At 35.8% G+C, this 22,247-nt stretch carries 26 protein-coding genes and 1 tRNA gene; 18 read left to right on the forward strand and 9 right to left on the reverse strand.

What is annotated here, in order from left to right:
- Positions 1-16: 16 nt before the first annotated feature.
- The 5 genes from LUD75_RS12890 to LUD75_RS12910 are packed head-to-tail and all read right to left on the reverse strand — an operon-like array spanning position 17 to position 2,497.
- Positions 17-535 carry a prtrc system protein e gene (locus tag LUD75_RS12890; protein WP_232706124.1) on the reverse strand — a complete coding sequence of 173 codons (519 nt, stop codon included), beginning with the start codon at positions 533-535 and terminating at the stop codon, positions 17-19.
- Positions 525-752 (reverse strand): hypothetical protein, encoded by a 228-nt coding sequence (locus tag LUD75_RS12895; protein ID WP_232706125.1) that lies wholly within the window; start codon positions 750-752, stop codon positions 525-527. The genes LUD75_RS12890 and LUD75_RS12895 overlap by 11 nt, the downstream gene beginning before the upstream one ends.
- The gene (locus LUD75_RS12900) at positions 727-936 is read right to left on the reverse strand and encodes a hypothetical protein (RefSeq protein WP_232706126.1); all 210 of its coding nucleotides are present in this window, start codon (positions 934-936) and stop codon (positions 727-729) included. Before LUD75_RS12900 ends, LUD75_RS12895 begins: the two co-directional genes overlap by 26 nt.
- A 49-nt stretch (positions 937-985) precedes the next feature.
- Complete coding sequence (locus LUD75_RS12905; RefSeq protein ID WP_232706127.1) at positions 986-2,059, reverse strand: DUF932 domain-containing protein; 1,074 nt, start codon at positions 2,057-2,059, stop codon at positions 986-988.
- Between the two features lie 36 nt (positions 2,060-2,095).
- Positions 2,096-2,497 (reverse strand): single-stranded DNA-binding protein, encoded by a 402-nt coding sequence (locus LUD75_RS12910; protein ID WP_232706128.1) that lies wholly within the window; start codon positions 2,495-2,497, stop codon positions 2,096-2,098.
- A gap of 385 nt (positions 2,498-2,882) precedes the next feature.
- Between LUD75_RS12910 and LUD75_RS12915 the strand changes: the two genes are divergently transcribed.
- The 4 genes from LUD75_RS12915 to LUD75_RS12930 all read left to right on the forward strand — a co-directional run bounded on the left by LUD75_RS12915 (position 2,883) and on the right by LUD75_RS12930 (position 6,305).
- The gene (locus LUD75_RS12915) at positions 2,883-3,557 is read left to right on the forward strand and encodes a DNA-processing protein DprA (protein WP_232706129.1); all 675 of its coding nucleotides are present in this window, start codon (positions 2,883-2,885) and stop codon (positions 3,555-3,557) included.
- A complete protein-coding gene (locus LUD75_RS12920) occupies positions 3,547-4,155 on the forward strand; it encodes a phosphoribosyltransferase (RefSeq protein WP_232706131.1) in 609 nt (202 codons plus the stop codon). The genes LUD75_RS12915 and LUD75_RS12920 overlap by 11 nt, the downstream gene beginning before the upstream one ends.
- Positions 4,156-4,431: 276 nt before the next feature.
- Positions 4,432-4,644 (forward strand): hypothetical protein, encoded by a 213-nt coding sequence (locus tag LUD75_RS12925; RefSeq protein WP_232706132.1) that lies wholly within the window; start codon positions 4,432-4,434, stop codon positions 4,642-4,644.
- A 98-nt stretch (positions 4,645-4,742) separates the two neighbouring features.
- Positions 4,743-6,305 (forward strand): recombinase family protein, encoded by a 1,563-nt coding sequence (locus LUD75_RS12930; RefSeq protein ID WP_232706133.1) that lies wholly within the window; start codon positions 4,743-4,745, stop codon positions 6,303-6,305.
- Here LUD75_RS12930 and LUD75_RS12935 read toward each other — a convergent pair.
- Positions 6,271-6,344: transfer RNA gene (locus LUD75_RS12935), tRNA-Arg, on the reverse strand. The two genes, LUD75_RS12930 and LUD75_RS12935, sit on opposite strands and share 35 nt — an antisense overlap.
- Before the next feature lie 149 nt (positions 6,345-6,493).
- Between LUD75_RS12935 and LUD75_RS12940 the strand changes: the two genes are divergently transcribed.
- Entirely contained in the window at positions 6,494-7,444 is a 951-nt protein-coding gene (locus LUD75_RS12940; protein ID WP_232706134.1) for an ABC transporter substrate-binding protein, read from the forward strand.
- Positions 7,445-8,260 carry a type II CAAX endopeptidase family protein gene (locus LUD75_RS12945; protein ID WP_232706136.1) on the forward strand — a complete coding sequence of 272 codons (816 nt, stop codon included), beginning with the start codon at positions 7,445-7,447 and terminating at the stop codon, positions 8,258-8,260.
- A gap of 2 nt (positions 8,261-8,262) precedes the next feature.
- Here LUD75_RS12945 and LUD75_RS19135 read toward each other — a convergent pair whose 3' ends face one another.
- The gene (locus LUD75_RS19135) at positions 8,263-8,394 is read right to left on the reverse strand and encodes a hypothetical protein (RefSeq protein ID WP_262908208.1); all 132 of its coding nucleotides are present in this window, start codon (positions 8,392-8,394) and stop codon (positions 8,263-8,265) included.
- 60 nt (positions 8,395-8,454) lie between these two features.
- Between LUD75_RS19135 and rdgB the strand changes: the two genes are divergently transcribed.
- Complete coding sequence (rdgB, locus tag LUD75_RS12950; RefSeq protein WP_034968579.1) at positions 8,455-9,039, forward strand: RdgB/HAM1 family non-canonical purine NTP pyrophosphatase; 585 nt, start codon at positions 8,455-8,457, stop codon at positions 9,037-9,039.
- 55 nt (positions 9,040-9,094) lie between these two features.
- Positions 9,095-10,012: a ribonuclease Z gene (locus tag LUD75_RS12955; RefSeq protein WP_232706137.1), complete on the forward strand. Its 918-nt coding sequence runs from the start codon at positions 9,095-9,097 to the stop codon at positions 10,010-10,012.
- A 414-nt stretch (positions 10,013-10,426) separates the two neighbouring features.
- Here LUD75_RS12955 and LUD75_RS12960 read toward each other — a convergent pair whose 3' ends face one another.
- Positions 10,427-10,720 carry a hypothetical protein gene (locus LUD75_RS12960; protein ID WP_232706138.1) on the reverse strand — a complete coding sequence of 98 codons (294 nt, stop codon included), beginning with the start codon at positions 10,718-10,720 and terminating at the stop codon, positions 10,427-10,429.
- Positions 10,721-10,874: 154 nt separating this feature from the next.
- Between LUD75_RS12960 and LUD75_RS12965 the strand changes: the two genes are divergently transcribed.
- The gene (locus LUD75_RS12965) at positions 10,875-13,307 is read left to right on the forward strand and encodes an alpha-ketoacid dehydrogenase subunit alpha/beta (protein ID WP_232706139.1); all 2,433 of its coding nucleotides are present in this window, start codon (positions 10,875-10,877) and stop codon (positions 13,305-13,307) included.
- A gap of 10 nt (positions 13,308-13,317) precedes the next feature.
- Here LUD75_RS12965 and LUD75_RS12970 read toward each other — a convergent pair whose 3' ends face one another.
- Positions 13,318-13,572 carry a hypothetical protein gene (locus LUD75_RS12970; protein WP_232706140.1) on the reverse strand — a complete coding sequence of 85 codons (255 nt, stop codon included), beginning with the start codon at positions 13,570-13,572 and terminating at the stop codon, positions 13,318-13,320.
- Positions 13,573-13,922: 350 nt separating this feature from the next.
- Between LUD75_RS12970 and LUD75_RS12975 the strand changes: the two genes are divergently transcribed.
- The 9 genes from LUD75_RS12975 (at position 13,923) to lpdA (ending at position 22,181) form a co-directional block, all read left to right on the forward strand.
- On the forward strand, positions 13,923-14,423 hold the full coding sequence (locus LUD75_RS12975; protein ID WP_232706141.1) for a transcriptional regulator: 501 nt from the start codon (positions 13,923-13,925) through the stop codon (positions 14,421-14,423).
- 74 nt (positions 14,424-14,497) lie between these two features.
- Positions 14,498-14,902: a hypothetical protein gene (locus tag LUD75_RS12980; protein ID WP_232706142.1), complete on the forward strand. Its 405-nt coding sequence runs from the start codon at positions 14,498-14,500 to the stop codon at positions 14,900-14,902.
- 101 nt (positions 14,903-15,003) lie between these two features.
- Positions 15,004-15,366: a DCC1-like thiol-disulfide oxidoreductase family protein gene (locus tag LUD75_RS12985; RefSeq protein WP_232706143.1), complete on the forward strand. Its 363-nt coding sequence runs from the start codon at positions 15,004-15,006 to the stop codon at positions 15,364-15,366.
- A complete protein-coding gene (locus LUD75_RS12990) occupies positions 15,363-15,824 on the forward strand; it encodes a hypothetical protein (protein ID WP_232706144.1) in 462 nt (153 codons plus the stop codon). The genes LUD75_RS12985 and LUD75_RS12990 overlap by 4 nt, the downstream gene beginning before the upstream one ends.
- 72 nt (positions 15,825-15,896) lie before the next feature.
- Entirely contained in the window at positions 15,897-16,610 is a 714-nt protein-coding gene (locus LUD75_RS12995) for a DUF2071 domain-containing protein (RefSeq protein ID WP_232706145.1), read from the forward strand.
- A 15-nt stretch (positions 16,611-16,625) separates the two neighbouring features.
- Entirely contained in the window at positions 16,626-17,516 is an 891-nt protein-coding gene (locus LUD75_RS13000; RefSeq protein WP_232706146.1) for a TIGR01777 family oxidoreductase, read from the forward strand.
- Positions 17,517-17,708: 192 nt separating this feature from the next.
- Positions 17,709-18,233, forward strand: a complete 525-nt coding sequence (locus tag LUD75_RS13005) for a sigma-70 family RNA polymerase sigma factor (RefSeq protein WP_232706147.1) — start codon at positions 17,709-17,711, stop codon at positions 18,231-18,233.
- 11 nt (positions 18,234-18,244) lie between these two features.
- On the forward strand, positions 18,245-20,686 hold the full coding sequence (locus LUD75_RS13010) for a VWA domain-containing protein (protein WP_232706148.1): 2,442 nt from the start codon (positions 18,245-18,247) through the stop codon (positions 20,684-20,686).
- 103 nt (positions 20,687-20,789) lie between these two features.
- Positions 20,790-22,181, forward strand: coding sequence for a dihydrolipoyl dehydrogenase (gene lpdA, locus LUD75_RS13015; protein WP_232706149.1), 1,392 nt, complete (start codon positions 20,790-20,792; stop codon positions 22,179-22,181).
- Positions 22,182-22,247 lie beyond the last annotated feature (66 nt).

Below are 22,247 nucleotides of genomic sequence, written 5' to 3' on the forward strand. Positions count from 1 at the left end.
GATTTAATTTTTGAGGTTATGAGGTAAATAAATTAGGGGCAAATTCTTTTTCGTAAATCTCCTGTTTTTCCAAAATCTCTTTAGAATATTCGGGATAGTCAGAGGCTTTAGGCAATGCCGACCATGCATCCTTAAATTTTGAATCATTTTCAAGTTCCTCCGCTTTTTTCATCGCATCTCTATATTTTTTATCCCTTTCGTCTTTGGCTTTCTTTTCTTTGTCAGCATTTTGCTTTTCCATTGCAGAATGTTTTTTGGCTTCTTCCAATTGCACCATAAAAGAATCCATGTTAACCATTAAGTAAGAAGCGGACTGAATGGGTTGGGTAATATTTTCAAAAAAACCATTGTCCAAATCTTCAGAAGTGCCACGCAGATTTAAAGGCGGGATTCTGTTTTTAGCTTCGTCTCCGCATTGGCTGTTGAGCAGTAATACAGAAACAATCCAATTATTGTCTGTTGCTTTCTGAATCGATATATTTAAATTGCCTGTAAACTCTATTTGGTTGATCAGGCTGAAAAAATTAGTCTTCATTACAATTGTTTTTTAAGATTGATTTTTTAGAATTACCATTATAATTAACCTTGTAGCCATTGGATTGAATAATGGTTTCAAGTAAATTTCTTGCTTTGGTAAAATCTTCATCATCTATTTTTGTCATACTTAAAAGATGAAGATTTTCGAATTCTTTGATAACACGACCGATGATAGCTAGTGCTTTGTATTCAGTCTTTTGAGATAGAATGCTCATTTTGTTTCTTTTTTAAGATGAGTAATTTTTCATAGATGTCAGTCCAATAAGCTTTCTGTCTTTTATCAAATTCTGCAAAGCTTTTATCTTGATGAGAGTAGCCTTTGAAAGTTTCCGCTTGTTTAATCGCTTTTTCCAAATCGGTTATTTCAAGACCTTTTCCGTGTAAATCCTTAATTTTCATAATAATGTTTTTTAAAGGTAACTGCCATGCAAGGCAGTTACCTCTGAGATTAATTAAGATCAAAAATATCTTTGCCCTCTTTTGCGAATCCCGTACATAATTCAAATGCTTTTTGCGATTTGATTTGCGCAGTTCCGCCCATAACAATAGATTGTAGTTTGGCTTCATCATCTTTGTAGGTCTTTACATTTTGGTAAAAACCAGTAACGGCATTGTAAGCTCCAAATAATGTCCCTTTGGTAGTTTCCATCTGCTGGGTATCGCTCATCATAGCGTAAGCAAAAGCATCATCAACAGTATTTTTAAAGACAGTTGACAGTTCGTCAAAATTCCCCTTTTGCAGATGATTTAAAGTTTCTTTGTTTGGGCAGAGTGCCAATCGAATGAGCTTTTTCATTTCAGCGTCTCCAACAGTTATTTTTGACCAATGATTAAACGTGTTTTCCAATTCATTACTTAATTTGTTTGCTAATCCCATGACTTTGTGAGCATCATCTAAACGTTGTTTTGCTCCTGCGGTATGTCTGATTCGTACCACATTACTCATGTTTTTTAGGGATGCATTTAAAGTGTTTTGGCAAACGATACGGATTGGAGTAAATGCGGCGGTAATGCTTCCGCTTCCATCATGTGAGGTTGTTAAGAAAATATATTTTTCTGTAATATCATCACCGTTTCCAACACGGATATAATCGGGAAGTTTAGCCGTAATAAAAATTCTTTCGCCATTTCCTAAAGCTCCTGCAGTCTCGTATAAAATACCGTTTCCACCGCCTACAATCGAATCAAAAAAAGAAAAGGCTTCACGGTTTTGTACAATATGATAATCTTTTCCCACTACACCTAACACGGTATTGTTATCACTACGGATATTGGCGAAGTAATTTGGAACTTCCAATTCAGAATCAATTATTTCAATTCCGTTGTCATTTTCTAAAATTCCTGAACCTTTGGTAAATAGGGGCGATTTCTCCACATCATAGTCAAGTCCTGCAAACTTAATTGCTTCCTCACTTGTCGGGTGTTCCTGCACAAGCTGTCCTAAGTTGTGCCATGCTTTTTCTTTAACAGTAAAAAATGAGTATTTCCCTGTTCTGTTGTTGAAATTTAATTGATGTGCCATGATAATGATTTTAAATGTTAATAATTGTGATTGATTTTAGAATGGTAAATCATCGTCGCCCTCGTTTTCTGCTGATTTTGATTTTGCATTTTCTTCTTTGTTTTTAGGTGTTGTACTATTACTATCCTTTTTACTACTGCTGTGGAGTTTAATCTGTGATGTAAGGAAATTCAATCCTGCGTGTGCTTCTCCGTCTTTGCCTATCCATGCAGAAGTGTAGGCTCTACCGTTTAATTCTACTAAAGCTCCTTTGGTAAGTATTTCAGCCACTTTCGGAGAAATCCAATAAGAACAGTCGAAATAGGTAGTTTGTTCAATTCTTTCGCCTTGTTTATTACGATAATTGTCATTGGTAGCAATTGAGAAATTGACTACTTGTTTTTCATTTGACAGGGTGCGTACTACCGCATCTCTTGTCAGTCTTCCGATGATGTTCATAACTGTTTGTTTTAAGATTGTACATTTTGATTTGTTTTCAATCTCTTCTCCGTCCTTTCTTACAAAGCCTTGTCGGCTTCGCTGAATATTTTTCAAAAGAAAAACCGGAAAAAAGAAAGCAGATATGAAGTGTTGACAAAGAGAAAAAACCAAAAGGAAACGGAATAATTGGAGGGTACCTTTAGGGAGGAAACCGTTTATGCCGTAGTCTTTTGCTGGGATGAGCTGAAGGATGGCAACAATACCTTAGCTGCCTTTTTACCGGTTTATTATGGAAAATGTTAATAAAACAACCGTTAATTAATCTATATTATTTACTACTATTACTTTGAAAATACACTGTAAATGCACTATATTTACAATGTTCATTTAAACCTTAACACTTATGCAGATTGGTTCTTTTAACGATTACTATGATAAGCTGACCACTATTGAGAAAAAAAACAGTCCCAAAGAAATATTTTATAAGGGGGACTTTTCTTTGTTGGAAAATGGTAGGAGAGTAGCAGTTGTTGGTTCTCGTAAGGTTTCAGATCTTGGCGTAAGAAGAGCTAGAAAGATTGCTAAATTATTAGTGCAAAATGATATAACTGTAGTAAGCGGTTTAGCTGAAGGTATTGATACTATAGCGCATAAAACGGCAATTGAATCCCAAGGACATACCATTGGTGTTATAGGAACTCCTATTGATAAATATTTTCCGGCTGAGAACAAGCAGTTACAGGATTTTATTGCTGAAAATCATTTGCTGATTTCTCAGTTTTCTGAAAATTATCCAGTAACTCCAAAAAGTTTCCCGATCAGAAATAGAACCATGGCATTGATAAGTGATGCAACGATCATTGTTGAGGCCAGTGAAAAAAGCGGTACAAAACATCAGGGATGGGAAGCGCTAAGATTGGGAAGGCAGCTTCTTATTATGGAAAATGTTCTCAATCAAAAAGTTTCATGGGCAGAAGAAATGCTAAGTTATGGTGCACAGGTTTTGACCAACGACAACTTTGAATTTCTAATTGAAAGCATTCCTTTTTTAACCACAAAAAAAGAGTATGTCTTTTGAGTTTCTTACCTTTCTGGCCTATTCTCCAAGAGGTAAGTCTGAGATTGAAATTAATTCACGCACAGTTGCCGGTTCTTGTAAAAATGGAGATGTCAGCTTCAGTACAAGATTAAGCCAAAGAATAGAAGAATCAGATTTATCAGAATATTTTGCAAACTCATCCTTAGTTCCTGTTCCAAGAAGTACTCCTCTTGTAGACGGAGCTGTTTTTCCAGCAAAAGTAATTTGTGAAACACTGGTCAAAAATGGATTAGGTGAAAGTGTTACTGTTTGTGTTGATCGTGCATATGCTATTCCTAAATCAAGCGGGCAGTTTCATGCCGACACAAGAAATACAGTTCAAACTCATCAAGATAGCTTAATCATAAGACCTGTTATTATCACCGAACCAACGATTATCTTGGTTGATGATATTCTGACATTAGGTCGCACATCTATGGCTGTTGCTCTTGAACTTCAAAAGATTTATCCGGAAAAAGAGATCAAAATTTTCTGTGCGATAAGAACAAGAGGCTGGAAGAATTTAGAAAATATTATAGATGTCAGTAGAGGCCATATGAGCCTTACAGCCAATGGCGGCGTTCAGTTACCGGACTAGGCTCATAGTACATATTATTTTAATTTGCAGGAAATTATTACCTCGAATACTGATAAACCCGCAATTGATTTGTGCAGGTGTATAATCATAGGTATTATCCGGACATCCACCGCTTTGGTTATTAGTTATGTTTATAACGAAAAGGTAAGAAATTTTTTAATTTAAAATAGAGTTGTAATCAACAGCCAAAAAAGGACTTTTACGACAATAGCTTGATCGATAATATGCTACCCATTTAAATTACAATGTTTGAGAACAATCTTCAATCACATTGTTATGAAGAAAGCTAAATCAAAAAATGAATCCCAGCAACCTGAAATTAATAAATATATTCCTTCAATACCTTTAAAAAAAATTCCTTCTGAAAAGGCGCTACAGATATTAAGGAAAGCAGGTCATGATGTAAATGAAGAACAGTCAGAAGAGATTATGGAATTTCTATACACTATAGTAAAACTTACTTTAAAAGAATTTTTTACATCTGATTGATAATTTGTACCTTAGCAGTATATCGGAAAGATGAATTTCTACTGCATCAGTTTCTATGATGCGAATCTAAAACTCAATTTTAACGAAATACTACAACTATGGTTATTGCAGATCTTTATATAAGAGTATCTACCGATGAACAGGCCGAAAAAGGTTATTCACAAAGAGATCAGGATGAAAGGTTAAGAAAATATTGTGCTAATAACAATATAGCTATCAATAGAGTGATTTTTGAAGATCATTCAGCAAAAAGCTTTAATCGCCCTGAGTGGAAAAAATATCTTCTTGAAATAAGAAAGAAAAGTCACAAAAGCAACTTAGTTCTATTTACCAAGTGGGACAGATTCAGTCGTAATACTGCAGATGCTTATCAAATGATAAGTTTGCTGCATAAAAATCACATCATCCCTCAGTCTATCGAGCAGCCATTGGATATGTCTGTTCCTGAAAACAAGCTTATGCTTGCGATTTATCTCTCCACTCCGGAGGTAGAAAATGACAGAAGGGCACTCAACACGTTTCACGGTATGCGGAGAGCAAAAAAAGAAGGCAGGCTGATGGGAATTGCTCCCTATGGATATATCAACAGAAGCCATGAAGACGGTAAAAAGTATATTGCCATCAAAGAGCCGGAAGGATCTAATATAGCTTGGGCATTTAAAGAGGTTGCAAAAGGGCATATTCCGGCAGATCATGTAAGATTGCAGATGAATAAAAGGGAGGGTGCTTCAATGTCAAGAAGTGCGTTTGCAAAAGCTATGAGAAACCCGGTTTACTGTGGTAAAATATATATTGAGGATTATAAACAGGAAGAAGCATATTACAGTGATGGAAAACATGAGCCACTGATTAGCGAACGACTGTTTAGTCAGGTGCAGCAGATTATGGACAAAAAAAGGAAGGTAGAAGGGCCAGGCGGAAGAGTATTAGGTAATGAACGTTTTCCATTACGTGGACTTTTACGTTGTCCAAGGTGTGGCAAAAATCTTACGGCAAGCGGGGCTAAAGGAAAGTCTAAAACCTATTACTATTATCATTGCCATTATAAATGCGGATTTCGTTTTGATTCAGACAGATTGAACCAACTCTTTGAATTGGAAATTTCCAAATTTGAATACAATCCTATCATAAAAGATTTGATGAAAGATATACTTTTAGATAACTACAAACAATTCACCTTTGATATAGATGCAAAGAGAAAGTCCATATTAAAAGAGATTAATGAGCTTAATGAAAAAGTAGCGAATGCAAGAGATAAATATCTTGCTGATAAGTTAGATGAAGAAGATTACAAAGAGGTGAAGAAAATAACAAAAGAACAAATTGAACAGTTGGAACAAGAGATCCAACATATTGTTTCAGAGAGTAAAGAACTTGATATAAAAACAAAAATAGAAAATGCTCTCGACTCAATGGAAAACCTGGCAAACCTTTATCAGCAGGGCGATTTACAGACAAAAAGAACTATAGGGTGTTTGATATTTCCTCAAAAAGTCGAATTTGACGGAAAAAGTTTTCAAACACCTAAAATGAATATTGTCGCTCAATGTATCTATCAGTATAACAACGGATTAGGAAATAAAAAAAACCGACATAAGAGAAAAAAATCTACAAATGTCGGTCTTGTGACCTCGACAGGATTCAAACCTGTAACCTTCTGAGCCGTAATCAGATGCGCTATTCAGTTGCGCCACGAGGCCTTGTTTAAAGGTTTGCAAATATAGTACTTTTTTGCTTTCTTTGGAAGATGAAACGCATTTTTTTACTACTAATTTTATTTCTTCTTTCAAATTCCTGCAAAAAAGAAATTGTTCAAAAATCAAATGAAAATATAACCATCTCATCACGAGTGAATTATATTGAAAATTCCGACAACCTGACTTTGACCTCAGGAAAATTCAAAAATGTTATTCCGAGCAAAAATCTGCCTTTCAAAAAAGCAATGCTGCTAAATTCTAGCTTGATTGGCTTCTTTTCTGAACTTGATTTAGAAAATAAAATCACCGGCGTCTCAAGTCCGGAATATATTTTCTCAGAAAAAATCCACCAGCTAATCAACGAAAACAAAATCCTCAACATCGGAAACGAACAAAAATACGACATCGAAAAAATCCTTTCCAACAAACCGGATGTCATTTTCACCAATTATGTTCCCAACTTCGCAAACACTTACGAAGTCTTGAAAAACAACGGAATCGAACTTATTTTCCTCGACGATTTTATGGAACAAAATCCATTAGAAAAATCAAAATACCTTTTGCTCTTCGGAAAATTATTCGGAAAAGAAAAAGAAGCGGAAAAAGCCTATCAAAACATCGAAGACAATTACAAGAAAATCCAAGCCTTAAGCAAAAATTCAAAATCAAATTCCTTGGTTCTCTGCAACGAGATGTACGGAAGCCAATGGTTTCTCCCAGGCGGAAACTCTTTCGTAGCCAAACTCATTAATGATGCCGATGGAAATTACATCCTGAAAGACAACAAAGAATCCACCTCGGTTCCACTAAGTTTCGAGGAAGTTTTCATCAAATCAAAACAGGCCAATTTTTGGATTAACATCAGTCCCCACAAAAACAGAAAAGAACTTCTAACGCTCAATCCGAATTATTCAAAAATGGACGTTTTCAATTCCGGCAAATTATATATGATAAACAACCGCGAAAAAGATCAGGCCAACGACTATTTCGAAAGTGGTGTTGTCCGTTGCGACGTGGTTTTGAGAGATTATTTCAAGATTTTTCATCCAGAAGACGTAACTTTCCAGTCAGAACCGTTGGTCTATCTCAAAGAACTTAAATAAATGCAGGAACAAAATTACAAAGTCGATTTTTTCATCGGAATCATCCTCGTGGTCGGACTTTTCATCGGGCAATCATTCGCGTACGCCATAGGTTTGGGATTATCGGCGTTATTCAATCAAGACATCAGCGAATCTGGCGGATTCAATATCTTTATGTACTGCGCGACAATGCTCACACCCGTTTTATTCTTCGACCTTCTAGTCGTTAGAAAAGAGAAAAAGAAACTCAATTTCGACTTTTCCACCAAGCCATTTCGCGTTTATTTACTCATCTTCCCAATGATGTTCGGGATGATGCTCGTCGCAGATTACACCACGCAACTTATCCCAACAGAAGGCGGAATCCTCGGTCCGATTTACGAACTCTACACCAAAGAATTCGCAAAACTCCTCAAAGACCCTGTCGCACTGGTGATTATGACCGTCATACTCGCACCAATCCTGGAAGAAATCCTTTTCCGAGGCATCATAATGAAAGGGATGATAAACAACAAAGTCGCTCCAGTCACCGCAATTATCGTCTCCGCCTTGATTTTTGGCGCTGTCCATTTCAATCCGTGGCAATTTGCGGGCGCATTTTTGCTCGGTTTGGTATTAGGTTTGGTGTACTACAAAACGAAATCTCTGCTGATGCCGATATTGTTGCACGCCTTCAATAACTTACTGTCCGCATTGATGATGATGTACTCGGATTCAGAAACTTTTTCCGGATTATTCAACGTAAACAAAGAACTTCTTCTTGTCGCCGGCGTGGTAATTTTCGCAATTCCATTTTATTTTTTCGCCATCCACAAGAATATTATTTATAAAGATTAAAATTATGGCAACTTATCCGTCTTCCGCTCCCAATCTTTTTGCCCTCGCTTTTCCAGCCACAAAAAAGGATTTCCGCTCAAGCCGGGTTGCGCTTCGCAAAGTCCAACATTTGTCATCCATTCAAACTTTTTCAAAGTTTCGAACTTTCACAAATTAAATCATAATCATTTATCAACTATCATTTATAACAACATATGGAAATCCTAATCGCCACACATAATTTACATAAAAAAGAAGAAATCCAACAAATCCTCGGACCAGAATTCATCGTGACCTCACTCACGGATTACAACCTGAACGACGAAATCATCGAGGACGGAAACACCTTTCAGGAAAACGCCCTCATCAAAGCAAAATACTGCTTCGAGAAAACCGGAAAGGGAAGTGTTGGCGACGACAGCGGATTGGTTGTGGAAGCCTTGGACGGACGACCTGGGATTTATTCCGCACGTTACGCCGGAAATCACAACTTCAAAAAGAACATCGAGAAAGTTTTGGAAGAACTGAAGGATGAACCAAACCGTCGCGCTTACTTCATCACCGTTCTATGTTTCAAAGACAACGACGGCGAACATTACTTCGAAGGCCGGGTTTACGGAAACATCACGACAGAAGTTTTTGGCGAAGATGGATTCGGTTACGACCCGATTTTCATTCCAGACGACCACAATATGACTTTCGCACAGATGTTACCGGAAGAAAAAAATAAAATCAGCCATAGAAGTGAAGCTTTGAAAAAATTCTTAGAATTCCTCAATTCCAAAGGGGGTCTTTTGTGATTTTTACGATGTTTTCGTATATTTACCCTTTTAATTTTCAATACAAGCAAGAAAATTGAGTACATATCTTACCATTTTGGGATTCAACTCCGCAATTCCAACCATCAATTCCTCTCCAACTTCTCAGTTTTTGGAAATGGAAGAACGTCATTTCCTCATCGATTGTGGCGAAGGAACTCAGGTTCAAATGCGAAAAGCAAAAGTGCGGTTTTCCAAAATCAATCATATTTTCATTTCCCATCTTCACGGCGACCATTGTTTCGGTTTGCCGGGATTGGTTGCCTCTTTCCGACTTCTGGGAAGAAAAACCCCACTGAATATCTACGGCCCAAAAGGCATCAAAAAAATGATGGATACGATTTTCGAAATTACGGAAACGTACAAAGGTTTTGAGGTCATCTATCACGAATTGGAAGGTAAAGAATCGGTAAAAATCTACGAAGACAAAAGGGTAGAGGTCTTCACCATTCCGCTCAATCACAGGATTTATTGCAACGGTTATCTCTTCAAAGAAAAACCAAAAGAGCGCCACCTGAATATGAAGGAAATCTCAAAACACAAAGAAATTGAGATTTGCGATTTCCAGAATCTGCGTTTAGGAAAAGATTTCGTTTTAGAAGATGGAAATATCATAGATAATGCATCACTGACGACTGACCCGCAACCTTCCGTTTCCTACGCATTTTGCAGTGACACAAAATACAAAGAAGACATCATCCCAATCATCGAAAACGTCGACGTCCTCTACCACGAATCCACTTTCCTGAATAACCTGAAAGAAATGGCAGATTACACCGGGCATTCTACAGCTTTGGAAGCTGCGACGATTGCCAAAAAAGCACAAGTTGGAAAACTGATTTTAGGACATTTTTCCAACCGCTACAGCGACCTCAGTGTAATGACAGACGAAGCGAGACAGATTTTCCCGAATAGTTTTCTACCAAAGGCTTTGGAGACGGTGAAGGTTGGGTAATTGCTAAATTATATCTTCAATTATAATTTCATCTTTAGTTACAATAAAACAATCAAATCCGGCTGTTTGTTTAAAAGTGTAGAATTTATTTTTCGCAGATTTTAATTCATCTAATGAATCTGATGAAATGTAATTTTTCATTTTTTGAAAATACAAATTGTGTTTTTTAGAAAATGTTGCAAAATTATCATCAATTTCGACTGTGTTAAAGATGTTCACGAAATCAAATTGTGAAAACTCTTGCCAAATTACATTGGCAAATATCATTTTTTTTGTAGGCTTTGAATGTGTTTTTATATATTATCCAAATTCTAAAGTAGTTTTCCTTTCTTGAAAATCTACATTTAAGTTATAAACAAATAAATCTCCTAATTCTCTTGTTACTTTATCACTGTACATTTTAATCTTTATTCATTAAACCACATCAATACTCACAATACAAACCGCCAACGATATACAAATCAAAGCTACAAAGAAAAGAATATCAGCAATATTTTCTAATTTGTCCGACAGCTTTTCCTTGTCTGTTCTGATGGCAAGGAAAGATAAAGTGCAACTCACCATCAAACAGAAAATCGCGCCAACGGTAAATTCATCCAAATAAGAATGATGGCTGAACTTCGTAATCTTCAGAGAAGTGATGATGACTAAACAAAATCCCAGAAGATTGGTGGAAGCATTCAGAATGTGTGGTGCGGTTTTTTTCATTGGTTCAAATTGATGATTCAAAAATATTCATTAATTCTCTGGAAAAAATATAATTGATGAATTTTTATACTTTATAAAATTATCTTATTTTTACGAAATATCAAATCAATAAAAATTTCAGTAAAAAATTTTATATTTGTCAAAATTCAAAGTTATGCAAACAACCTACATAGAAACTCAGCAAATCTCATTTCAGGATTTTAAAAACAGCATTTTGGAAGACTATCGTTTAGGTAGGATTTCCCGCGAAATGTCCTACTTGGGAAGGCGCGAAGTTTTGACCGGTAAAGCAAAATTCGGGATTTTCGGAGACGGAAAAGAGTTGCCACAGTTGGCAATGGCGAAGGTTTTCAGGAATGGTGATTTCCGTTCAGGTTATTATCGCGACCAGACTTTTGCATTGGCCATCGATGCGGTTTCTGTGGAAAGTTTCTTTGCACAATTATACGCTGACACAAGCGTGGAAAGAGAACCAGCATCTGCCGGAAGACAAATGAACGGCCATTACGCCACAAGAAGTTTGAACGCAGACGGAAGTTGGAAAAACTTAACTGAACAGAAAAATATTTCATCAGACATTTCGCCAACCGCTGGACAAATGCCGAGATTATTAGGATTGGCTCAGGCTTCCAAAGTTTATAAATCAGTAAAATTCGATGGTTCTGAGAAGTTTTCAAAAGACGGAAACGAAGTTGCCTTTGGAACGATTGGCGACGCTTCAACAGCTGAAGGTCATTTTTGGGAAACTTTGAACGCCGCTTGTGCTTTGCAAGTTCCGATGATTGTTTCGATTTGGGATGATGGCTACGGGATTTCGGTTCCGACTCAAAACCAAAGAGCGAAAGCGGATATTTCCGAAATGCTTTCTGGTTTCCAAAGAAAAGCGGACGAAAAGCAAGGTTGCGAAATCATTCAGGTGAAAGCTTGGGATTATCCGGCGTTGATGGAAGCTTATGCGAAAGCTGAGCATTACGCGAGATACGAAAGTGTTCCAGTGGTGATTCACGTGACGGAAGTGACACAACCACAAGGACATTCAACTTCTGGCTCGCACGAGCGTTACAAAAACGAAGAACGTCTGAAATGGGAATCTGAGTTCGACGGAATGTTGAAATTCCGTGAATGGATTTTGGATTACAGCATCGAGATTGAAGGAAATGAAGAATATTTGGCTTCGGTAGAAGAGTTGGATGCAATCGATTCTGAATCTAAAAAATTGGTAAAAGACGGTCAGAAAAAAGCTTGGGAATCTTACCAAAAGACAATCTCAGATTTAAAAAATCAAGTTTTACCATTTGTAGAATCCATTAAAAATCAAAATATTGAAGTTGCTCAATTAATTGAAAACTTTAATAAAATCATATCTAAAAGCAAAAGAGATGTTTTCCATTTGGTAAGACAGTCTTTATTAGTGACAAGAGCTCAAAACTCCGCTGAAAGAACTGCTTTGAAATCGAAATACGAAGAAATCTTCAAAGTTGAGAAAGATAATTATTCGTCGCATTTGTATTCTCAATCTGAGTGGAAAGCAACGAATGTAAAAGAAATCAAACCAATCTATTCTGATGCTTCCGAAGAAGTGGATGGTAGAGTTGTGGTACGAAATAACTTCGATAAAATCTTTGCAAAATATCCGCAAGCTTTGGTTTTCGGTGAAGATGCAGGAAATATCGGCGATGTAAATCAAGGTTTGGAAGGACTTCAGGAGAAATATGGTGAAGTTAGAATCGCTGACACAGGAATTCGTGAAGCAACAATTCTTGGACAAGGCATTGGAATGGCTATGCGCGGTTTGAAACCGATTGCTGAGATTCAATATTTAGACTATATTTTGTACTGTTTGCAAGGGATGAGCGATGATTTGGCAACCGTTCAATACAGAACGAAAGGTGGTCAAAAAGCACCTGTTATCATTAGAACTCGTGGACACAGATTGGAAGGCGTTTGGCATTCCGGTTCGCCAATGGCTGGAATCCTTAACCTATCAAAAGGAATTAATATTCTGGTTCCAAGAAGTCTAACGAAAGCTGCAGGTTTTTACAATACAATGCTTCAAAGTGATGAACCAGCCGTGATTGTAGAATGCTTGAATGGTTACAGATTGAAAGAAAAACAACCGGATAACTTAGGAGAATTCACGATTCCTGTCGGAAAAATCGAAGTGACCAAAGAAGGTAAAGATGTGACTTTGGTAACTTATGGTTCCACTTGGAGAATTGTTACGGAAGCAGCGAATGAATTAGAAAAATTAGGAATTTCTGCGGAAGTGATTGATGTTCAGTCGTTGATTCCATTTGATTTGACTAATGAAATTGCGGAAAGTGTGAAGAAAACAAACCGCTTGGTCGTAATCGATGAAGATGTGGAAGGAGGAACTTCAGCATTTATTCTTCAGCAGATTTTGGAAAAACAAAAAGCTTTCAAATATTTGGATTCTGAGCCGTTGACGATTTCTGCAGAGAATCACAGACCAGCTTTTGCAAGTGACGGCGATTACTTCAGCAAGCCATCTTCTGATGATATGGTTGAGAAAATCTATGCGATGTTTAATGAGAACAATCCTCAAAAATATCCACCGATTTATTAATTTATCAAAATCAAAATAAACCTAAAAAACCTTTTGAAGATTCAATTTTCAAAAGGTTATTTTTTTTAAGATCTTCTACAAAATGTTCCTCATTTCCGTGACGGATTTCAATTTTTTCAAAAGTCATTTTTCGGTACGCATAACCTTCCATAAATTCTTTGTTATCGCTCCAATACTGAAGATCCATTTTCCTCATCCAGCTGATAAAATGAACATGGGAATCCGCACGAAAACTCTTGTTTCGCTTGATTAAAGTATATTTCATGAATTAATTTTATACAAATCTAATCATAATAATCGATTATTTTTATTAATTTAAAATTAAATTTTTGATTTAACCTTTTGAAAATTATACATTTATAAATAAGAGATTAAATGACTTGATTAAAATGCCGGCATTTTTCCTTTTGTATTTTTTTAAATAAAAATTAAAACAACAGTTTAATTTTTTCGTGTAATGATAAAAATTAGAGATCAGTTGATTCTTATCATTTTTGAACAAGACATCGATAAGAATCAATATAAAAAAAACAAATTAAATTATTTTATTTTCAATAATTATTGAAAATTCAAAAATATTAATTATATTTGTACAAGAAATCAATCTTTAAAAAAATGAAACTCGACGAAGCCAAAGAAAAATACATCCAAACTTGGGGAACATTTGCCACCAGTTGGGGAATCAACCGAACAATGGCGCAGGTTCACGCTTTGCTTCTGGCAGAAGGAAAACCTTTATCAACGGATGAAGTGATGGAAATGCTCCAAATCTCACGAGGCAATGCGAATATGAATCTCCGGGCTTTGATGGATTGGGGAATTGTAAAAAAAGAGTTTGTGAAAGGGGATAGGAAGGAATATTTCATCGCTGAAAAAGATGTCTGGTTTCTTTTTAAACAAATCACGAAAGAACGCAGAAAACGAGAAATAGAACCAGTTGTAGCTTTTTTGGAAGAACTGAAAAATGTAGAAGATGATTCCGATGAAGCCAAAGAATTTATCAAACTGATGGACGATTTCGGAAACGTGACCAACAAGATCAACAATATTATGGACCTGGCTATAAAAAGCGATGACCATTGGCTGGTAGGAAAGATTACCAACTTGTTAAAATAGAAGGGACATCATTTTCCTTTTTTATTTCAAATTAAGTTTCAAAAATTACTGAAAATATAAAAATATTAATAATTATGAAAACACTTTTAAGACAAGAATTTAAAATTCAATGTATTACTGTCGGATTATTTCTATTCAGTTTTCTACTTATTAAGTTTATTGATGACGATGTAATTGCTAAAATAATTATTTCTGAATTCTTTCTCATTGCTGTTGTACAATACAGTTTTAATATTATAAAATTCATTTCGAAAGAATATGTTAAAACTGACTCAAGACGTGTGTATATTTTCCTTGCCAGCTATGTAGTGATTGGGTTTTTATTATTAATTATTTTTTCAATCTTTAATATTAATAAAGGTAGTCTTTCACTTAAAAACTTATTTGAATTGATCGTAATGTCTTGGGTAGTGATTTCTCCGATACTTATTATTCAATCTCTATTTATCAGTCATTTTGATACAGAAAACAAATTATGAAGAATCTAATATTTAAAATCATAATGTTCTTTCTTTTCAGAAACAATAAAAGAACAAAAGCCGATTTTCTGAATTTGTAATTAATTCTAAAACCCAACACAATGAAAACTCTACAAAACCACATCCTCATATACGACAACGATTGTCCAATGTGTAATGTTTATTCCAAAGGATTTATAAAAAGCGGAATGCTTGATGAGAATGGAAGGGAAGCCTTCTCAGAAATCTCTCCAGAGATCAAAAATAAGATTGATTTTCACCGTTCAAAAAACGAAATAGCATTGATCAATACTAAAGAAAATAAAGTTATTTATGGATTAGAAAGTCTTTTAACTATTATAGGAAATTCTTTCCCGACGTTAGAAAAAATTGCCATAACAAAACCTTTGTATTGGTTTTTTCAAAGACTTTATAAGTTCGTTTCTTACAACAGAAAACAAATCATTCTTCCGCAAAAGATTTGACAAAGGACAATTGCGTTCCGGATTTCAATCTCAAATACAGACTTTTTTATATTTCATTTGTTTTAATTTTTTCCGCTTATGTTTTGGGATTTTACAATCAACGTTTGTTTCCGGATTTCAAAAATAATTTTGGATTGGAGTTTTTCATTTGTTGTATGCAAATCGTTTGGCAGAGCTTGTTTATGGGAATTTATCTCAAAGACAGAATTTGGGATTATCTCGGGAATATGATGACGATCTCTTTGATTGGAACACTACTTTTAATTCCAACTTTATTCTTTCATTTTAATCAGATTTTCTATTTCATTTACTTCGGAATTGTAGTTTTCATTATGTTTTTGGAACATTTGAGACGATGCAGAATGTTGAGATTCGGGATTGTCCCGACGATTTCCTGGATGATTTTCCGACTCACTTTCGGAGCAGTTCTTTTATTAAAAATACATCTCGCAGATTAAGCAAATTAATTTGATTTTAAGTTGTAAATCTGTTCAATCAGCTTAATCTACAAGAATTAAAAATTAAACGAAATGAAATTCCTAACAGCAGAATGGCGAAAACTGGCCATCATCAATTACGAAATAGATCCAGAAGTTCTAAAACCGTATTTACCGAAAGGAACTCAACTTGATTTTCACAAAGGAAAATGCCTGGTAAGTCTCGTTGGATTTATGTTTTTGAATACAAAACTTCTTGGAATTTCCGTTCCATTTCATAAAAATTTTGAAGAAGTTAATTTGAGATTTTATGTAAAAAAATTGGAAAAAGGAATTTGGAAAAGAGGCGTTGTCTTTATCAAGGAAATTGTTCCTAAAAATGTTTTGAGTTTGGTTGCCAACACATTTTATAATGAGAATTATTGGACTTTGCCAATGTCACACTCAATTATTGAATCCGATAATGAAATTTCAGTTTCTTACAGCTGGCAAACTTCAAGACTGAATAAAATGACTTTAAAAGCTGACAATATTCAGGGAGAAATGATTGACGGTTCTGATTTCGAATTCATTACCGAACATTATTTTGGGTTTACCAAAAACGAAATTCAAACTTCTGAGTACGAAGTTAAGCATCCAAAATGGAATTTCTATGATGTCAAAAATTATGAAATAAAAGTAGATTTCAAAGAAAATTATGGAATTGATTTTATTGTTTTGAATAATGCAAAACCAATATCAATAATGCTTGCAGAAGGTTCTGAGATTGAAGTTCATACAAAGAAGAGTTTAGAATTTGCTATTTAATTTAAAATTAAACAAATGAAAATAATCATCACAGCCGGAACTGGTTTTCTGGGCAAAAACTTAGAACATTATTTCATCAACAAAAATCACAAAGTCAAAATCCTGACCCGAAATCCAAAACGTGAAAACGAAATCTTCTGGGACGCAAAAACTTTAGGAAATTGGAAAACCGAATTAGAAAACGCAGACGTGCTTATCAATCTTGCAGGAAAATCTGTGGATTGCAGATACAACGAGAAGAACAAGAAAGAAATCTATGATTCCAGGATCTATTCCACAAAAGTACTTCAGCAAGCCATTGACGAATGTCAAAATCTACCAAAAATTTGGCTGAATGCAAGTTCTGCAACAATTTACACCCATTCAGAAATCCATCTCAATACGGAGAAAAATGGAATCATCGGCGATGATTTCTCAATGAATATTTGTAAATCCTGGGAAAAAGAATTCTTCAAAGTTGAAAATCAAAATATCAGAAAAGTGGCGCTCAGAACTTCCATTGTTTTAGGAAAAAATGGCGGCGCTTTTCCAAAATTTAAACAAATCTCAAAACTCGGTTTAGGCGGAAAACAAGGTAGAGGAAATCAAATGATGAGCTGGATTCATATTGATGATTTCTGCGAAGCCGTTAACTTCATTATTGAAAATGAATACTTAAAAGGTTCAATTAATATCACAGCACCAAAACCTTTATCAAATATAGAAATGATGAAGCAACTTCGTAAGAAAATCAAAATTCCATTCGGGATTCCAAGTCCGGTTTGGTTATTGGAAATTGCAGCAATCTTCATCAAAACAGAAACTGAATTGATGCTGAAAAGCCGAAATGTTTATCCAGAAATTTTATTGGAAAATGGATTTCAGTTTCAATATAATAACTTTGAAAAAGCATTAGACAAGCTATAACTTCGACTCCGCTCAGTGTGACAAATCTAATATTTTTATTTACCGATGTCAGTCTGAGCGGAGTCGAAGACTTTCAATTCAATAACTAATTTCAAAACTTTGGAAGCTGACTTTCAAAGTTTTTTCTTAAATTTTCAAAAATATTTCCAACCTTTTTTAAACTCTTGCATCTTTCCTTATAAACGCCAGAATATGGAACACGAATTATACATAAGATGCAAAAATAAAGACCGCAATGCACAGCGGAAACTTTATGAAGAATATGCAGGTCGATTCTTCTCAACCTGCAAACGTTACCTGAAAAACGACGAAGACGCGGAAGAAGTTTTAGCGGATTCTTTCTTTCTGATTTTCACAAAACTTGACCAATTGAAGGAATTGCAGGTTTTTGATGCTTGGGCAAAGAAAATCGTTGTGAATCAATGTCTTCAGAAACTTCGCAAGAAACAACCGTTTTCGATTTCAATTGAAGAGAATTTTGTGGATTTGGCAGAAGCTGAACCAGAAAATATTTCGGAGGAAAGAGGAATTTTATCACTTCTCAATTTTCTACCCGAAGGTTGCCGTACGATTTTCAATCTGTTTGCGATGGAAGGTTATCCGCACAAAGAGATTGCGCAAATGCTTTCTATATCGGAAGGCACGTCCAAATCTCAGGTGAATTTCGCTCGCAAAAAATTGCAGGAACTGGTGAAACTTCAAACAATTAATTCTTAAAGTTTAAAAAAATGGAAAATCAAGATATCGATAAAATGTTCAGCGAAGCCGGAAAATCTGCGGAAGAAACACCGACTTTCCCAAATTTCGAAAAAGTGTGGCAAAATGTTGAAAATAAATTAGATAAAAAAGAACAGAAGAAAAGAATAATTCCACTTTGGTTGCCTTACGGAATGGTTGCTGGTTTGGCTTTGACCTTTGGCGTATTATATTTTGTGAATGATAAAGACACGAAAATAGAACCTCAAATCGCATCAAACGATTACGGAAAACCTGTCAATCAAAACAAGATATTGGAAACGCCGGAAAACGTTGAGAACATCAACAGAACTTTCAAAGAGAATTTGAAAAGTAATCCCGTGAATACTTCCGAAAATGGAAAGGAGATTTTTGCTCATCACGATGCAGAAGGTCAAAAGGAAATTTCTTTGCCTCCAATTCCCAGGTCAGAAGGAATAGCTTCTATTTCACCTCCTCAAATAGTCGTGAATGAAGTGAGAGAAGAGATTAGCGGTCCTCCAGCTGAATCAAATTATATATATTCTGAAAAATCACAAGATATCGAAGGTGTTGTTGTGACTGCAATGGGAATCAAAAGAGAGCAGAAAAGTCTGGGTTACTCATCAACAGTTGTGAATAAAAATTCGATGAATAAAAAAGAGAAATCTTATTCACCGCCAGCTCCGCCACCAGCAACGGGAAAAGTGATGACTCAAGCGTATGTTGACCAAGTTTTGAACGGACGCGTTGCTGGACTTCAGATCGCTCCTGCAAATCCTGGAAATTCGCCACAATTGATGATTCGAGGTATTGCTTCATTGACTTCGAACAATCAACCTTTGTATGTGATTGATGGGATTCCATATCAAACTGCAAATCTTGAGAATATTAATCCTAAAAAAATAAAGGATGTTCAAATTTTGAAAGATGCTGCTGCAATTTCACTCTATGGAACACGTGGAAGTAATGGTGTAATTATCATTAAAACTAAAGGTTTATCCAAAGATGAAATCAAATATTTGAATAATTCACAACCTGTTCAAAATCAGGAATCTTACGACGAGTGGAAGGAAAATCAATTCGAATCCGCAAAAGCCAATCCACTTTCGACATTTTCAATTGATATAGATAATGCGTCATATTCCAATGTTCGAAGAATGATAAATAACGGACAAAAAGTGGACAAAAATGCTGTGAGAATCGAGGAAATGATTAATTATTTCAAGTACGATTATCCTCAGCCACAAAGCAATCAGCCATTTTCCATCAATACAGAATACAATGATTCGCCTTGGAATCCAAAACATAAACTTTTGAAAATCGGTTTGCAAGGTAAAACTGTGAACGATAAAGAATTACCAGCTTCAAATTTGGTTTTCCTAATCGATGTTTCCGGTTCGATGAATGAGCAGAATAAATTGCCGTTGCTGAAAACCTCGTTCAAAATCTTGCTGGATAAACTTCGTCCACAAGATAAAGTGGCAATCGTCACTTATGCGGGAAGCGCAGGCGTAGTTTTGGAACCGACGTCTGCTAAAAATAAGGAGGAAATCCTGACAGCTTTGGAAAATCTGAGCGCTGGCGGAAGTACTGCTGGCGGTCAAGGAATTGAATTGGCTTACAAATTAGCGCAGGAAAATTTAGTTAAAAAAGGAAATAACCGTGTGATTCTCGCAACAGATGGTGATTTCAATGTTGGTGTTTCTGATAATTCTGAACTTCAAAAGTTGATTGAGGAGAAGAGAAAATCTGGAATTTACCTCACTTGTCTTGGTTTCGGAATGGGAAATTACAAGGACAATCGTCTGGAAATGCTGGCTGACAAAGGCAACGGAAATTACGCTTACATCGATAATATGCAGGAATCTAATAAATTTCTTGGGAAAGAATTTGCCGGAAGTATGTATGCGATCGCGAAAGATGTGAAGATTCAAATTGAGTTTAATCCAAAGTTTGTAAAATCTTATCGATTAATTGGTTATGAAAATCGAAAATTAAAAAATGAAGATTTTAAAAATGATAAAATCGATGCGGGAGAATTGGGAATTGGTCATACGGTGACAGCGATTTATGAAGTTATTCCGGTTGGTTCAGATTCCGAATTCAGTCCGCAAGATGTTGATTTAAAATATTCTAAGACCGATTCTAAAAATGAATTTGGAGACGAATTGGCAACGGTGAAATTCCGGTACAAAAATCCGGATGAAGATGTAAGTAAAGAATTAATTCAGACTATCAAAGATTCTAAAAATCAATTAAATAACGCTTCTCCAGATTTCAAATTTGCATCGTCTGTGGCTTGGTTTGGTTTGGTTTTAAGACAATCCGAATTCATCAAAGATAAAGACCTCGATAAAATCATCAATCTTTCAAGACAAGGAAAATCGAATGATGAGAATGGTTACCGCTCAGAATTCATCCGACTGATTGAAAGCTACAAGCAGATAAAGTAAACTTCGCAATATTAAATTTTTGAAAAGCAACTCCAAGAGTTGCTTTTTGTCATACGATGCTTTCAATAATTTTCCGTAAATTCGCTAAAATTTTTTAATCACAATGAATTACGATATTATTGTTATTGGAAGTGGACCTGGCGGTTATGTGACTGCAATCAGAGCTGCTCAATTGGGTTTCAAAACAGCCATCATCGAAAAAGAAAATCTTGGCGGAATCTGCCTCAACTGGGGTTGTATCCCAACTAAAGCGTTGTTGAAATCTGCTCACGTTTTCAATTATCTGAAGCACGCCGAAGACTATGGTCTTAACAAAGTGGAAAATCCAGGCTTCGATTTTTCAAAAGTTATCCAAAGAAGTAGAGGTGTGGCTTCGAAAATGAGCGGTGGAATTTCTTTCTTGATGAAGAAAAACAAAATCGATGTCATTATGGGAACTGCCACTGTAAAAGCGGGTAAAAAAGTGAACGTTGTAGATGCTGAAGGAAAATCAACTGAATATTCCGGAACCAACATCATTATCGCAACTGGAGCGCGTTCCAGAGAATTGCCAAACCTTCCTCAAGATGGTAAAAAAGTAATCGGATACAGACAGGCATTGTCTCTTCCTGAGCAACCAAAATCTATGATTGTTGTAGGTTCTGGCGCTATCGGAATTGAGTTTGCTGATTTTTATAACGCAATGGGAACCAAAGTGACTGTTGTAGAATTCTTGCCAAACATCGTTCCTTTGGAGGATGAAGAAGTTTCAAAACACGTGGAGAAATCTCTTAAAAAATCAGGGATTGAAATTATGACCAACGCTTCTGTAGAATCTGTGGATACTTCAGGAAACGGCGTGAAAGCTAGCGTGAAAACAGCTACTGGAAATATTACTTTGGAGGCCGACATCTTGCTTTCTGCAGTTGGAATTGCTTCAAACGTAGAAGGAATCGGACTTGAAGCAGTTGGAATCAAAACTGAAAAAGGAAAAGTTTTGGTTAACGAATGGTACGAAACTTCTGTTCCAGGATATTATGCCATTGGTGACATCATCCCAACTCAGGCTTTGGCTCACGTGGCTTCTGCAGAGGGAATCACTTGCGTTGAGAAAATCAAAGGTCTTCACGTAGAAGCTATCGATTACGGAAATATTCCAGGTTGTACCTATTGTCATCCGGAAATTGCTTCTGTTGGTTTGACTGAAAAGCAAGCGAAAGAAAAAGGTTACGAAATCAAAGTTGGTAAATTCCCATTCTCAGCATCTGGAAAAGCTACGGCTAATGGTGATGTTGATGGATTTATCAAAGTGATTTTTGATGCTAAATATGGCGAGTGGCTTGGTTGTCATATGGTTGGTGACGGTGTTACTGATATGATTGCTGAAGCTGTGGTTGCGAGAAAACTAGAAACGACAGGACACGAAGTTCTTAAATCTATCCACCCGCACCCAACAATCTCTGAAGCTGTGATGGAAGCTGTAGCTGCTGCTTACGGCGAGGTGATTCATATTTAATAAGAATAACATAATATTCATATATAAAAACCGCAGATTTTTCTGCGGTTTTTTTAATTTTACGTA

It is taken from the genome of Epilithonimonas sp. JDS (assembly GCF_021261315.1).
Classification (GTDB): Bacteria; Bacteroidota; Bacteroidia; order Flavobacteriales; family Weeksellaceae; genus Epilithonimonas.

Coding starts and splice junctions, on each gene's coding strand:
- LUD75_RS12890 (WP_232706124.1), bottom strand. CDS start 535: ATGAAGACTAATTTTTTCAGCCTGATCAACCAAATAGAGTTTACAGGC.
- LUD75_RS12895 (WP_232706125.1), bottom strand. CDS start 752: ATGAGCATTCTATCTCAAAAGACTGAATACAAAGCACTAGCTATCATC.
- LUD75_RS12900 (WP_232706126.1), bottom strand. CDS start 936: ATGAAAATTAAGGATTTACACGGAAAAGGTCTTGAAATAACCGATTTG.
- LUD75_RS12905 (WP_232706127.1), bottom strand. CDS start 2,059: ATGGCACATCAATTAAATTTCAACAACAGAACAGGGAAATACTCATTT.
- LUD75_RS12910 (WP_232706128.1), bottom strand. CDS start 2,497: ATGAACATCATCGGAAGACTGACAAGAGATGCGGTAGTACGCACCCTG.
- LUD75_RS12915 (WP_232706129.1), top strand. CDS start 2,883: ATGCAGATTGGTTCTTTTAACGATTACTATGATAAGCTGACCACTATT.
- LUD75_RS12920 (WP_232706131.1), top strand. CDS start 3,547: ATGTCTTTTGAGTTTCTTACCTTTCTGGCCTATTCTCCAAGAGGTAAG.
- LUD75_RS12925 (WP_232706132.1), top strand. CDS start 4,432: ATGAAGAAAGCTAAATCAAAAAATGAATCCCAGCAACCTGAAATTAAT.
- LUD75_RS12930 (WP_232706133.1), top strand. CDS start 4,743: ATGGTTATTGCAGATCTTTATATAAGAGTATCTACCGATGAACAGGCC.
- LUD75_RS12945 (WP_232706136.1), top strand. CDS start 7,445: ATGCAGGAACAAAATTACAAAGTCGATTTTTTCATCGGAATCATCCTC.
- rdgB (WP_034968579.1), top strand. CDS start 8,455: ATGGAAATCCTAATCGCCACACATAATTTACATAAAAAAGAAGAAATC.
- LUD75_RS12960 (WP_232706138.1), bottom strand. CDS start 10,720: ATGAAAAAAACCGCACCACACATTCTGAATGCTTCCACCAATCTTCTG.
- LUD75_RS12965 (WP_232706139.1), top strand. CDS start 10,875: ATGCAAACAACCTACATAGAAACTCAGCAAATCTCATTTCAGGATTTT.
- LUD75_RS12970 (WP_232706140.1), bottom strand. CDS start 13,572: ATGAAATATACTTTAATCAAGCGAAACAAGAGTTTTCGTGCGGATTCC.
- LUD75_RS12975 (WP_232706141.1), top strand. CDS start 13,923: ATGAAACTCGACGAAGCCAAAGAAAAATACATCCAAACTTGGGGAACA.
- LUD75_RS12980 (WP_232706142.1), top strand. CDS start 14,498: ATGAAAACACTTTTAAGACAAGAATTTAAAATTCAATGTATTACTGTC.
- LUD75_RS12985 (WP_232706143.1), top strand. CDS start 15,004: ATGAAAACTCTACAAAACCACATCCTCATATACGACAACGATTGTCCA.
- LUD75_RS12995 (WP_232706145.1), top strand. CDS start 15,897: ATGAAATTCCTAACAGCAGAATGGCGAAAACTGGCCATCATCAATTAC.
- LUD75_RS13000 (WP_232706146.1), top strand. CDS start 16,626: ATGAAAATAATCATCACAGCCGGAACTGGTTTTCTGGGCAAAAACTTA.
- LUD75_RS13005 (WP_232706147.1), top strand. CDS start 17,709: ATGGAACACGAATTATACATAAGATGCAAAAATAAAGACCGCAATGCA.
- LUD75_RS13010 (WP_232706148.1), top strand. CDS start 18,245: ATGGAAAATCAAGATATCGATAAAATGTTCAGCGAAGCCGGAAAATCT.
- lpdA (WP_232706149.1), top strand. CDS start 20,790: ATGAATTACGATATTATTGTTATTGGAAGTGGACCTGGCGGTTATGTG.